The organism is Leptotrichia massiliensis, assembly GCF_900104625.1.
Lineage (GTDB): Bacteria > Fusobacteriota > Fusobacteriia > Fusobacteriales > Leptotrichiaceae > Leptotrichia > Leptotrichia massiliensis.
In genome coordinates, this window is the sequence record NZ_FNVZ01000005.1 from 1,159,103 (window position 1) to 1,172,479 (window position 13,377).

The 13,377-nt window shown below is 29.0% G+C and carries 8 protein-coding genes and 1 riboswitch; of the genes, 4 read left to right on the top strand and 4 right to left on the bottom strand.

All coding sequences use genetic code 11. The features are described from left to right. Nucleotides 1–11 precede the first annotated feature (11 nt). The 4 genes from BQ5344_RS09575 to BQ5344_RS09590 form a co-directional block, all read right to left on the bottom strand. Nucleotides 12–2,177, bottom strand: coding sequence for a transcriptional regulator (locus tag BQ5344_RS09575; protein ID WP_071125125.1), 2,166 nt, complete (start codon nucleotides 2,175–2,177; stop codon nucleotides 12–14). A gap of 280 nt (nucleotides 2,178–2,457) precedes the next feature. Further along, nucleotides 2,458–3,411 (bottom strand): hypothetical protein, encoded by a 954-nt coding sequence (locus BQ5344_RS09580; RefSeq protein ID WP_071125126.1) that lies wholly within the window; start codon nucleotides 3,409–3,411, stop codon nucleotides 2,458–2,460. Nucleotides 3,412–3,476: 65 nt separating this feature from the next. Continuing rightward, a complete protein-coding gene (locus BQ5344_RS09585; RefSeq protein ID WP_071125127.1) occupies nucleotides 3,477–7,520 on the bottom strand; it encodes a DUF4280 domain-containing protein in 4,044 nt (1,347 codons plus the stop codon). Nucleotides 7,521–7,639: 119 nt separating this feature from the next. Beyond that, entirely contained in the window at nucleotides 7,640–8,947 is a 1,308-nt protein-coding gene (locus BQ5344_RS09590) for a leucine-rich repeat domain-containing protein (RefSeq protein WP_071125128.1), read from the bottom strand. 217 nt (nucleotides 8,948–9,164) lie between these two features. Continuing rightward, nucleotides 9,165–9,302, top strand: a riboswitch (FMN riboswitch). A 293-nt stretch (nucleotides 9,303–9,595) separates the two neighbouring features. Here BQ5344_RS09590 and ribH point away from each other — a divergent pair. The 4 genes from ribH to BQ5344_RS09610 all read left to right on the top strand — a co-directional run bounded on the left by ribH (nucleotide 9,596) and on the right by BQ5344_RS09610 (nucleotide 13,306). Continuing rightward, nucleotides 9,596–10,060 carry a 6,7-dimethyl-8-ribityllumazine synthase gene (ribH, locus tag BQ5344_RS09595; protein WP_071125129.1) on the top strand — a complete coding sequence of 155 codons (465 nt, stop codon included), beginning with the start codon at nucleotides 9,596–9,598 and terminating at the stop codon, nucleotides 10,058–10,060. A gap of 93 nt (nucleotides 10,061–10,153) precedes the next feature. Beyond that, nucleotides 10,154–11,269 (top strand): bifunctional diaminohydroxyphosphoribosylaminopyrimidine deaminase/5-amino-6-(5-phosphoribosylamino)uracil reductase RibD, encoded by a 1,116-nt coding sequence (ribD, locus tag BQ5344_RS09600; RefSeq protein ID WP_205408002.1) that lies wholly within the window; start codon nucleotides 10,154–10,156, stop codon nucleotides 11,267–11,269. A gap of 94 nt (nucleotides 11,270–11,363) precedes the next feature. Continuing rightward, nucleotides 11,364–12,041, top strand: a complete 678-nt coding sequence (locus BQ5344_RS09605) for a riboflavin synthase (RefSeq protein ID WP_071125130.1) — start codon at nucleotides 11,364–11,366, stop codon at nucleotides 12,039–12,041. A 44-nt stretch (nucleotides 12,042–12,085) separates the two neighbouring features. After that, nucleotides 12,086–13,306, top strand: a complete 1,221-nt coding sequence (locus tag BQ5344_RS09610; RefSeq protein WP_071125131.1) for a bifunctional 3,4-dihydroxy-2-butanone-4-phosphate synthase/GTP cyclohydrolase II — start codon at nucleotides 12,086–12,088, stop codon at nucleotides 13,304–13,306. The last annotated feature ends 71 nt before the right edge of the window (nucleotides 13,307–13,377 follow it).

Consider the following 13,377-nt stretch of genomic DNA (forward strand, 5'->3'; position numbering starts at 1 on the left):
TTTTTATCTTACTAATTTTTATTAATTTCAACTTGTAAATTTTTCAAATTTCCTGCAAAAGTTATATTTAACTGGCAAATACCATTATCCACATCAATTATATGGGATAAGTCATCCCCTTTTTGCATAATTCCATTTACAAATTTTGTATCTTTTAACCAGACTGATTTTTGACTTTCAGGATTTGTACTGAAAAACATATTTAACTTATCTTCCTTAAAGTCTGTCGTTGTAAATCTTAACGTTCTTTCAATATACGTCGTTGTAAGCGTCTTATAAAGCGGTTCATAGCCTCCATCCAGATTTTTTAACAAAGTTCTTGCTTTATACACAACTATATTCCGTATTTTTTCACGTGCTACATTTGCATTATCTGATGAAAATACAAATCCATAGTTAAATTGATTTATTCTATCCTTTATTGTATTTGTAAATCCTGATATTTCCTTAGACATTGTTGTTTTTGTATGATAAGAATTGTCTTTTTCCTCAATATCAAAACGTACTCCCGGATATTGCGGAGATACGTTTGCAAACCTTTCCTTTAGGTAATTTGGACATTGTGTGGCACCAATTATCCCAGCCGCCACATAAGCCGCATCAACATACACACCTTCTATCCAGAATTTTAACAAATCTTCCTGTTCTTTTGAAAGTGATACCCCTGCTTCTTCTTCAAATTTCATTTTATAATCCAGCATAACACCTGATTTATCCTTTGGAATTATAGTAAAATTAGGAATTACTGGTATTAAATATTCAGAATATTTTTGATTTTCCAACATTTGAGTCTTTTCAATATATTTATCCACACCCATTGTAGCAAGATTGTCAAACGAAGTTTCAGGCTTCCCTTCAAAATTAAAAAATACTTGAACTCTATATTCTGCCAGCACAGTCATTAAATTTGTCAAAACTTCAACTGTATTTTTCTCAGTTTTCTCATCTTTTTTACTCCCCATAAATCTTTCACGAACTTTTTTCTCAGATTTTTTCATCTCCAAATCAACATTTGGATAAATTCCAAACCATACTGTATTGTCAAAGTCGTTCTTTTCATTAGTTGTGTTCAAAAATGCTCTCAATTTCTCTTTATTTCCAGCCTTTACAATCATTTCAGGCTTTACATTTGTAATCAAAAGTGTTGGTTTCATAAGCCCCATTCTCACATCATACTGCTCAAAAAACATTTTCACACCCAATATTTTCTCTATCAGAGGTTTCGCAATTTTTATAAAATCCTCCTGTGCCGATTTATAAAACGCCAAATAATTGTTATAATTTTCAACTTCCTGCTCAGGATCAACATCCACAAATGTCTTTGCAAGCGGCACAAATGTTCTGACAACTAAATCGCTAATATATTTATTCGGATCATCTGTCACATTTTCATAATCATCCCTAAAAGCCTCAACTAGAGCCGTCGTATTTTTCTCTTCAATCATTGCAAGAGCCGTCTGATTTTCCTGCTTATACTCAATTACTTCAAGCTCCCCTTTTTCTCCCACTTGAAGCATTCCAAGCTTTATTTTCTCTGACTTAAAATTATTCGTATTACTTCCGATTAAAAGCCGAGTTTTTATGTCTTCAATCGCGAGTGGCAACATTCCAAGCACATTACTGTAATTTTCTGAAGCCTCCTCAAATTTTGAGTTAAGTTTATCTCCTAATTCCAGTTTTTTAGGATTCTCATCATCCAATTCTTCATATTTCTGATAAATATACGCAATCTCTTTTCTCGTCTGCTTAATATCCTCGATAACCTTTTTTGGTGATATTAACTCCAAAATATTTTCAAACTTAAAATCCACATTCCTGTTACCTTGTGACTTTCTAGCCTCAATCAAAGTACTAAGCATCTTAAAAAACGTATTCCCATTATTAATCTTAATTTCAGTCACAAGATCCTCAGGCACTCCCTCCGGCTTTTTCAAAATATACTTAATACTCTGACTCTCTGCATCAAAATAACTGTACACCTTTGGATCAAATTTTTCCAGAAACTCCTCAAAGCTTCCAACCAAAAGATGCCTGTTAATCTCAATAACATTCTCATCATCCAACGAATCCATATCCCTCGCATCATTAATAAGGGTCAATATATCCATTTTCTCTGGATTAATTTCCTCAAATAAAATCGTTCGATTAGTCTGATTTATAACATTCTTATTCCCCATTTTTCCTTTAAAGTTATTCTTAGAATTATATAAAATTAATTACTGGCTATCAACTTTTTGCAATTCATTTAAACTACTTTTATACAATATTCCAAATAACTTTATTTTCCCCCTTCTTTTATTTTTAATTTATTTTTAATTATTATAATAATACACTATAATTAAATTTTTGTCAATATTATTGTGACTGATATTATTAATTTTGTAGAATTATTCTCACCCTATTATCTTATACTTTACATTTGAATTTGAAATAGAATTCTAGAATTCTTCACATCACTCAAAAGACATTTCTACTTTCGACAACTTTTACATTTTCAAAATTTTTCCCACTATATTCAAATATCTTCCCAGCATCATAAATATAAATAATATTTTTATAGAGTATAAGACTCACATTTTTATAATCCGTTATTTTAATTTCTTTTATTACTTTTTTATTGCTATATTCATCTACTATCATAATTTTATTATTTTTTAGAATATATGCTGGACTACAAAAACTATCTTCGATTTGACTGTCAAAAAATTTTTCTGCTCCTCTATTTTCATTTTCTATCCATTCTTCAGATGTTATAGGTTCAATTTTTTCTAGTTTCTCTATAACTTCATCTATCTTTTTCAATCCGTATCTTCCATCTATATAATAGTTACCATGTTCAACTTCAATAGTTATAGTTTCCAATATTTTTTCTATTTCCTCTTTTGAATAATTTTTTTCTAAAAATTCAAAAAAACTTTTTTTATAAAAACTCTTTTTACCTGCATCTGTATTTGAATTTGGTAACCCATTATTATATTCTGATATTTCTGCAACTAAATATTCCATTATTTCTAGCTTATTAATAACCCAATCTAAGTTATGCTCTTCTTCTTTTTTTAATAATTCCAACATTATTTCTATGATTTTTTTTATTCTTTCTTCTTTTGGTAAATTTTCAAAAATTTGAGAACTGTCTCTTAATTTTATTAAATTTTTTTCTTTATTTTTTATATATTTTTTTAAAATATTATTACTTGAAACATTAATGCAATTATATCGATCATTTGAAAAAACATAATCTAAATAATAGTATTTTTTAAAAAAATCTTCTAAACTTGACGTTTCTTTTTTATTTTGATTTTGAATTTTCACTTTTTTCATATCCTCCTTGTTTTTTAAAGTCGTATTTTCTTTATTTTTAGCACCACAGGAAATTGTTAATAAAACTAGTGGAATTATTAATTTTTTCATTTTATACCCTTTCTTCATATAAAAATTTATAATTATCTAAAATGAAATCTCAATAAAATATATACCTATTTGCTTATTTTATTAGATACTCTCAATCTAAATTTTATAAGTTCATTATGATTTACAACTTTTTTTTCATCTATTTTTTTAATAAATTTTATTATTTCATTAAATAAATCTTGAGACCCTTGTGTAACGTATCTATCCCCATTTGTTTTATAATTTCTTGCAGGTGCCAAACATCCTTCTAAACCAGAACTTACTCCAACTGGATGAATTAAAACAAATCTATTTTCATGAATTAAAACTTTTTTCTTCAATCTTTTATGTTCTAAACCTTGAGGATTTTCAGTATGATTAAAAATACCTACTGCTAAATACCCTTTCCGTATTATTTTTCCATTTTTTATTTTATCAGGTCTTTGATGCCATCTCAATTGATGCATACCTTGTACAATTCTCTTTTTTCTACCAGAAACGATCGTATCAGGACCTTCTCTCTCAACTACATATCCATTAAATCCAGAAACTTCCCTACCACTAGGATCTAATATACGAAATGTAGATAATGTACCTAATGAACGCTCTTCTATTCTCACAACATCTAAAATATATTTCCCTTGTACTCCAGTATGCGGACATGTTTTACAACTTGTAACTGTTTGGGAATTTTTAGTATTATTTTGACTCTTAGCATTGCTTTCGACTTTTGTATTCTTAGCGACAGATTTTGCAATACTAGATTTTGAATTCAGAACATTTGACTGATATTTAGCTGTATCCTCTTTTATTTCCATTTTAGGAGTATTCTCAGTTTTTTTCTGTGCAGTATTATTAGATTTTGATGAATTATGAGTATCATCCCACTCTCCTTGACTGAACGGACATACTGCCACACTTCTCCCATTTTTTCTTATTCCATTTAAAATATCATTTGCAGTTGGAGCGTGTTTTATAGATGTATAAAGCATTTTCCCAATTCCAATCCAATTTGCTACATCTGATGATTTTATTCTTTGTTTTGGAATTGTTTTTGTCTGTCTTACATTGCTTTGTATTTTATAGTTCTGCAATTTTATCTGTCCCGTATTTGTGGTATTTATATCGTTATTTAATTCTGATTCGATTAATCTTTTGGAATTTTCTGTTATAGTTAGATTTCCAGCTCGCATTAAATATCCATAAGTTATTACTGGAAGCATTTTTGCAGAATAAAAATTTTTCCTTTCATAATCACATAGACTTAATCCATGATTTCTTATTACTCCTTTTGTGTCAAATTTAGGTCCTGATTTTTGTTTTACACTTTTATAGGCTTCTTTGAATACGGCATAGATTTTTTTTCTTAGATATTTTTCTTTTTCTGGGGTAACTTCTTGATTTGCAATTTGCATTTTTGCTTTGTTTACCTTTATAAAATTTTCTTTATTTTTCTTTTCAGACTCACTTAATTTTCTCATTCCAAGCATATTTTTTACATCTTTTGCAAAGTAAGAACGCATATCGTCCATTACCCCAGCTTTATATTTTTTCCATTTAGCATATTTCTGTGCCTCTTTTTTCAGCTGTGTCTGCATAAAATTATTATTTATATCGCTACAAATATTTATTAACAGCTTATATTGACAATCTGCATCTCTCTTAGCTTCCTTAACTTCTTCTGTTTTGGTAGTTGCCGTTCCCACTTCTTTTTGTCCAGCATCATCAATACTTATTATTCCACCATGCATACATTGTATAGTCGAAATATCCAGCAATGCAGTCTTGTCTCTTACTTTCACATCTGTATTTTTCTCCCATGTCCCTATTAATGCTGGCTGACAAATCCCGATAGCACTACATGATTTAAAAGGCTGAATATTTGTATCATTTATATTTGCCTGCTTTGCTCCTCTAAGCATAACTCTATCTTCATTTATTATTAACCTGCTTATATCCTTTCCAAGAGTACACTTTAACATACAGTTAGTATTTACAAACAATTCTCCAGTAGGATTTATAATATTCTGCAAATCATAAAATGATTTATAAAACGAATACAAGTCCATTGAATCAATATTTGATGCATAATCTCGCAATTCTTTGCTATCTTTAAATAATCCCAAAACAATGCCTTTATCCTTTTCAAAGTCCAAATTATCCCTATAATTTTCGTAAACTTCATCTATCAAATTACTTATTTGCCTAATATTCGGTACTTTTATTGCTGATTTTGAAGTTATCCAGTCATTAAGAACAGTTGTCACTCTTATATCTTTTCCAATTTTTTCAAGTCTGTCAAATAGACCCATTTCGCTTTTTGAAGGCAAATCTATTCCCTTCTGTTTTTTTATATACCATAACAAGTAATTTCTAACTATGTTACTATCTCTGTATTTGTGGTTATCAAAATACTTAATTTCATTTTCTTCCTTAAATCCAGTCTGAACCTTCAAAAATTCAATTATTATATTATCAATCAGCCTTCTTGACAAAGGAAATTGCCTAACTCCGTTTTCATCCATCAAATAACTTTTTTCGTATTCCAACTCATTTTCTCCAAGTTCTCGTATCAAATTTTCACATCTTGTCTTTTGCAATTCTGATGGTTGTTTTTTATTAACTTTTATAACAATTTCATCAATATCCTTTATTCCTTGCATGTATTTATCATATTTTTCAGGTAATTGATTTTTTTCAATCTTAACTTCCTCATCTTTCACATGTATCTGAATCACACCCTGTATTTTATCCACATAATCATTTTGCTTCTTAAATTTATTTACAGGCTTTTTATCAGGAAACTTAACATATTTTGCTGAATATTGACTAAGCACGTATTCCAGCGACTCTATGCTAGTTTTATTTGGAATAGAGTACGAATAAATATAATAAACTATATCCTGTATCCGTAAAACTTCATTATTCTCCTCTCTTCCCCTCAAAACATCAAACCCATGCTGTCTTATTACATTCCCAATGTTTTCGTTGTCTTTTGTTGCCTCATCATACATTTTCAAAATAATATTTATATCTTCCTTATTTTCTTCCAGCACCTTTTTTCCAGTCTTAGTTTCCAAATATTTTACATAATCCTGATTATAAAGATTTTCATCTTGAAATTTAGCCTGCAGTCTCTTTAGAATAGACTCTTCAGGATTTACAAAGGCTAATTCAGGAGCTTTTCCATTTTCAGATCTGTCTCTTTTATACTCTTCGCTATCCCAAACTTCCTCAAATTTTTGTCCATTAAATGTGAATACTCCCACTTTGCTGGTATTTTCAACATTTTCTATTTTTGTATTATTTGAAGTTGAAATGGGTTTTTGCATTTGTACTGGTTTTGATTGAGAATTATTTGAAACATTATTTTTAGGTTTCTGCTGAACTGCAGCCTGTTTATTTATGTTTTTGTTATCAGTCTGAGTATGATTTTTCTCCACAACTTTATACCCAACTTCGCAATTATCCTTGAATCCAATAATTACTGATAAATCATGTCCTGTTAAATTTTCAGCATAAAGCAGAGAAGGCATAGAATTTCCATCTACTGGTATTCCCCATACTCCTTTAAAGTTATTTTCTAAAGCATTAGACATTGCACCTTGTCCACATAAATGTGAGGCAGCAAGCATTCCAGATGATGTAAGCAAAAAACTTTTCCCTCTTAAGTCTTCTGCTTTATATCCCTGATTTCTTTTTTTCATTATTATTGTTTTTACTTTTGTTTCAGAAGCAGTTACTTTTCCTGGTGCTTTGTAAACTGCATTTTTAGGAACTGCTATATTTTTACAAATTTTATCCTTATGTTTTTTCAAAGTTGCCCATCTCATTTTTACAGAACGCATAATTACTTCATCTTGTGCTGCTGGAGTATTCAAAAAACTTTGTTTTCCTGTTAACTTCCATTTTGTGGCACCTTCACCAATAAATCTGGCATTTGCCCAAGTTGATCCTTTTGGAAGCCATCCCATATCCATCAAAACATCTGTTCCTATTTGATATTTTCCAATATAGTATTTTTGGTCTGCTAAATCATATTTTCCTCCACTTTCCAGCTTAGCTAATTTTTCAAAAAATTCAACCGCACTATCCCCAATATCTACCCCATTAAATTTCCTGTTTACCACAATTAATTTCCCCCTTTTAATTCTATAATTTTCCTAAAATTAACTTTATCAATTCAAATGAAACTATCACATCCTCTCTTTTATCTTAAAACTTCTTATTTATAATTAATTTTTATAAACTATTTTAACTGGCTCTTATGTATATACCCCTTCATATAATATCCTCCATCTTTATTATAAAAATAAACATATTTCCATCCTTCTTCATTTGAAATTTCCTCAACTGCTACATTATTTGCTAATTTATGAATTATTGAACTGTCTGTACCATAACTTTCCCTTACATTAACAACATTTTCCTTTGAAGCCGTAATAAAAGTTTTACCTGTTCTCTTAGATGATATTACTCCAAAATCCCTAAATTCTTCCCTCCACATCTGCTCACTTTTCATATCTGTTATTGCATAATTTACCGCACCACTTGCCGCAACTATTGATAAAAATAGATTATCTCCGTCAATACTTTCTAATTGTGAACTTAGATATGCCGTATCACCTGCAATTTCTTTTCCATTTTTCATAAAAACTATTTTACTATTTGACTTTCCAGCATAAGCATACGGCAATGAAATAACATATATTTCATATTGTTTATTTTTAAAACCTTCCACCGTTTTTATTTTATGCTCTTCTTCGTCAATCATCTTATTATAATCTTTTATTGTTTCTTGAATTTGTTTTGGAACTTTATCTATTGAAATTTCTTTTACAGAAAGACTATTTACAATTTTAACAGTTTCAAAACTATTTATTTTACTTTCAAATTCTGAAAAATTAGGATATTTTGCTATATTTTCTCTCTTTGCAGTAAGTTCTGGATACCTTTGCTCAATAAATATTTTTTCAGGAATCATAAAATTACTATAATTTTCATAGACATAATCCACTACTTCTTTTGGAACTTCACGTAATTCCAACCTTTTTAAGTTTTTTAATCGAGAAATTTCCTCAACTCCATTTTTTAACGGATTAAAACTTACATCTAAATGTTCCAGCTTTGTTAATTTTCCAATTCCCCGAATATCGCTTATTTTATTGTTATGTATCCATAGTTCCTTTAAATTTGGTAAATTTAATAACGGTTTTATATCTTCTATCTGATTAAAATTTATTTTCAATACTTCTAGCTTCTTTAGATTTTCCAGTAATTTTACATCTTTTATTTTATTCCAACGTAAATCAAGAATTTTTAAATTTTTGTAATTTGTAATGCAGATTATCTCTTCCAATCCTCTATTTCTCAATTCTATTTTTTCAACATTAATATTATACTTCCCTAGTTCTGTACAGCTTTTTTCACTTTTAAACCCTGTCTGAATTTGTGCCATTTCTTCCTTTATGTTCTTACTTTCTTTCAATTCTTCACTATTACTGTTACTACACGCCATAAATACCATGAAGATTAGCATTCCAATTGTTTTTTTCATTTTACCTCCTAAGTATATTATTGTTTTTTGATTAACAAAAGATTTATCTTTTTTAATTTTTTTATATTTATTCATTTTATTTTAATTTATATAATAATAACTTATGTTTTTACTTTTGTCAATAAAAAAAATAATTTTTTAAAAAAAATTTTACATTCTTTTAAAAAAATGCTTGTAATTATAGTAAAAAAGTGATATTATTAATTTAGAAATAAATTTAAAGCTTCAGGGCAGGGCGAAATTCCCGACCGGTGGTAAAGTCCACGAGTTGTTTTTATTTTAAATAAAATGAAAACGACATGAACTGGTGTGATTCCAGTACCGATAGTTATAGTCTAGATGGTAGAAGTGAAATTGTTGGCTGTTTAAAATTAGTTTTTGATTTAATTGTGTTTTATATGCAATATTTTAAAATAATTTTGATACATTCAGCATTAATTAAATTATATTATATATCATCTACCTTTTAAATATCAAAAAAAGCCTTGAATCATAACGTTCTTGGCTTTTTTGTTTTATTAGCAAATAATGTTTTTAAATTTTATTTTTTTATTTAGTATGTCAAACCTCTTTGAAACCAGACTCATAAGTTATGATTTTTGTTTTTAAAGAGAATTAAAATATAGATAACGAGAGGATGATTTGAAAATGAGAACTTTTGAAGGAAAATTTGATGGAAGAGATGTAAGAATAGCGATTGTGGCTGGAAGATTTAACGAGTTTATTACTTCCAAATTAGTTGGCGGAGCTTTGGATGTATTGAAGAGAAATGATGTTTCTGAAGAAAATATTGATATTGCTTGGGTTCCAGGAGCTTTTGAAATACCATTAATTGCAAAAAAATTAGCAAATACACAAAAATACGATGCAATAATTACTCTTGGAGCTGTTATAAAAGGTTCTACACCACACTTTGACTATGTTTGTGCAGAAGTCTCAAAAGGAGTTGCTCAAATTTCATTACAAAGTGAATTACCTGTAATTTTTGGAGTTTTAACTACAAACAACATTGAAGAAGCTATTGAAAGAGCCGGAACAAAAGCTGGAAATAAAGGTGCAGATGCTGCATTTTCTGCAATCGAAATGATTAATTTAATAAAAGAAATTGGATAAAAAATATTTTTGTAAAATTTTCAGAAAATATTGATAAAGATGAAATCATAAAATTAATTGACAACAGTTATGAATTAATAAAGGAAAAATAAAATGAATGAAAATATTGACGAAAAGTATATGAAAATGGCAATTGAACTGGCAAAAAAAGGTGCTGGATTAGTAAATCCCAACCCAATGGTCGGAGCTGTTGTCGTTCAAGATGGAAAAGTTATTGGAACTGGCTATCACAAGTATTTTGGTGGACCTCACGCCGAAGTTTACGCTTTAGACGAAGCTTCAAAAAATTCTGAAGATTTATCAAATGCTACGATTTATGTTACATTGGAACCTTGCTCACATTATGGAAAAACACCGCCTTGTGCAGAAAAAATTGTAAATTTAGGACTAAAAAGATGTGTTATTGGATCATCTGATCCAAATCCAAAAGTCGCTGGAAAAGGTATACAAATATTGAAAAATGCTGGAATTGAAGTTACTGAAAATGTTTTGAAAGAAGAATGCGACAAAATAAATCAAGTGTTTTTCAAATATATTCTGTCAAAATTACCATATTTATTCTTAAAATGTGCGATTACTCTAGATGGAAAAATTGCTACAAAAACAGGAAATTCCAAATGGATTACAAACGAAGCGGCACGAGAAAAAGTACAATTTTACCGAAATAAATTTATGGGAATAATGGTTGGGATAAATACTGTCCTAGCCGATAATCCAAGCCTTACTGCAAGAATTGAAAATGGTGTAAATCCATATAGAATAATTATTGATCCACATTTAAAAACTGAAAAAGATTATACTGTCATTAAAGAAAATATTGATGAAAAAACGATAATTATTACATCAGAAAAAAATAAAAATTCTGAAAAGCAGTTAGATTTTTCTGAAAATAATAAGGTTAAATTTGTATTTTTAAATGGTACAAAATTCACCTTTAAAGAAATTCTTGAAAAAATTGGAACGTTAGGAATTGACTCAATTTTACTGGAAGGTGGTCAATCACTTATTTCACAGGCATTTGAAGAAGATGTTATTGATGCTGGGGAGATTTTTATTGCTAATAAAATTTTAGGCGATACTGAAGGAAAATCTTTTATTGCTGGATTTGATAAAAAAAATATGAATGAATCTATCGTTTTGAAAAACGTAAAATATAATGTTTATGGTGAAAATGTTGGAATGGAATTTTTACAAAAAAGTTATAGTTAGTAGATTGGTTATAGATATAATCTAACTTTATACTATCATTTTAAACTAGAATTACTATAATTTAGAATAAAAAATTAAAAATCAGGAGAAAATTATGTTTACTGGTTTAGTTGAAGAAACTGGAAAAATCATTGATATTGCAAAAAAAACTGCAAGTATCGAAATTACAATAAGGGGGAAAAAAGTCACTGAAAAAGCACAGATTGGGGATAGTATCGCTGTAAATGGCGTATGTCTGACTGTTACAAAACTAAATGGAAATGACTTTACTGCCGATGTAATGTTTGAAACTATTGAAAGAAGCGGCTTAAAACGTGCTAAAGCTGGAGATATTGTAAATCTTGAAAAGTCACTTACACTTATGACTTTTTTAGGCGGACATCTTGTAATGGGAGATGTTGACTGTGAGGCTAAAATTGTATCAATCATAGATAAGGGGATTGCAAAAGTGTATGAATTCCAGCTGGATAAAAATTATAAAAATAATATGAAATACATTGTTGAAAAAGGACGTGTAACGATTGACGGAGCGAGCCTTACAGTAATTGATGTAGACGATAATGCTGGAATTTTCTCGGTTTCACTTATTCCACATACGATTGAAAATATTACCGTTGGAATGAAAAAAACTGGGGATTTTGTAAATATTGAAACAGATTTGTTTGGAAAATATGTTGAAAAAATATTAAAGTTTGACAATTTTGAAAACACAGAAAATAAAGAGAAAAAATCAAATTTAACAATGGAATTTTTACAAAAACATGGATTTTAAATTTAAATTAAAAATATAAAACAATAAGAAAGAAGTGATATTAAATGTCAGAAAAAAAGATGAATTTTGACAGCATTGAAGCTGCAATTGAAGATTTAAAAAATGGTATTCCAGTAGTGGTTGTTGACGATGAAGACAGGGAAAATGAAGGGGATTTTGTAATTCCAGCTGACGCAGTAACTTATGAAACTTTAAATTTTATAATTAATGAGGCACGTGGTCTTATGTGTGTCCCAATGTCGAAAAAACGTGCAGAAGAGCTTGAACTAAACCCAATGGTTCAACACAATACTGATTATTACGGAACTGCTTTTACAGTGTCAGTTGACTCGCTGGAAGGTACAACTACTGGAATTTCTGCAGGCGATAGACTAAAAACAATAAAAGACTTGGCAAATCCTCTAAAAACTGCAAAAGACTTTAGAAAACCAGGGCATATATTCCCGCTAATCGCACGTGAAGGTGGCGTTCTTGAAAGAAAAGGGCATACTGAAGCTGCTGTTGAATTATCTAGGCTTGCTGGATTTTCTGATATAGGCGTAATTATGGAAATTTTAAGAGAAGATGGGGAAATGGCTCGTCGAAATGACTTATTTGAATTTTGTCAAAAACATAATTTAAAATTAATTACAATTGATGATTTGATTGTTTACATAAAAAAAAACGAAAAATTAGTTAAAAATGAAGCAATTGTTGATATTCCAACACAATTTGGAAATTTTACTTTTGCAGGTTATAGCGATGAAATCGAACATAAAGAATATATTGCAGTTATGAAAGGAGAAATAAGAAATAAAGAGAATGTTACTGTCAGACTTCACTCTGAATGCCTGACAGGTGATGTTTTTGGTTCAAGACGGTGCGATTGTCAAGAGCAGCTTCATAGAGCCTTATATGAATTGGAAGAAAGTGGAGAAGGACTTATAATTTATCTACGTCAAGAAGGACGTGGAATTGGTATTTTGAACAAATTAAAGGCATATAAGCTTCAAGATGAAGGCTATGATACTGTTGAAGCAAATCATAAATTGGGATTTTCTGATGATTTAAGGGATTACGCTGTGGCAGCGCAAATTATAAAAGATTTAGGAATAAAATCTATTATTTTAAAAACTAATAATCCAAAGAAAATTGAAGGACTTGAAAAATACGGAATTAAAATTACTGGACGTACAGAAATTGAAATTACTGCAAATAATGTTGATAAAAATTATTTAAAAGTAAAAAAAGAAAAAATGGGACATTTATTGAAACAAAATTTTTAACTTACAATTATTTTTATATAAAACAACACAATTTATATATAAAATTAATAATTTCTAATAACATTTTTTCC

Coding starts and splice junctions, on each gene's coding strand:
- BQ5344_RS09575 (WP_071125125.1), bottom strand. CDS start 2,177: ATGGGGAATAAGAATGTTATAAATCAGACTAATCGAACGATTTTATTT.
- BQ5344_RS09580 (WP_071125126.1), bottom strand. CDS start 3,411: ATGAAAAAATTAATAATTCCACTAGTTTTATTAACAATTTCCTGTGGT.
- BQ5344_RS09590 (WP_071125128.1), bottom strand. CDS start 8,947: ATGAAAAAAACAATTGGAATGCTAATCTTCATGGTATTTATGGCGTGT.
- ribH (WP_071125129.1), top strand. CDS start 9,596: ATGAGAACTTTTGAAGGAAAATTTGATGGAAGAGATGTAAGAATAGCG.
- ribD (WP_205408002.1), top strand. CDS start 10,154: ATGAATGAAAATATTGACGAAAAGTATATGAAAATGGCAATTGAACTG.
- BQ5344_RS09605 (WP_071125130.1), top strand. CDS start 11,364: ATGTTTACTGGTTTAGTTGAAGAAACTGGAAAAATCATTGATATTGCA.
- BQ5344_RS09610 (WP_071125131.1), top strand. CDS start 12,086: ATGTCAGAAAAAAAGATGAATTTTGACAGCATTGAAGCTGCAATTGAA.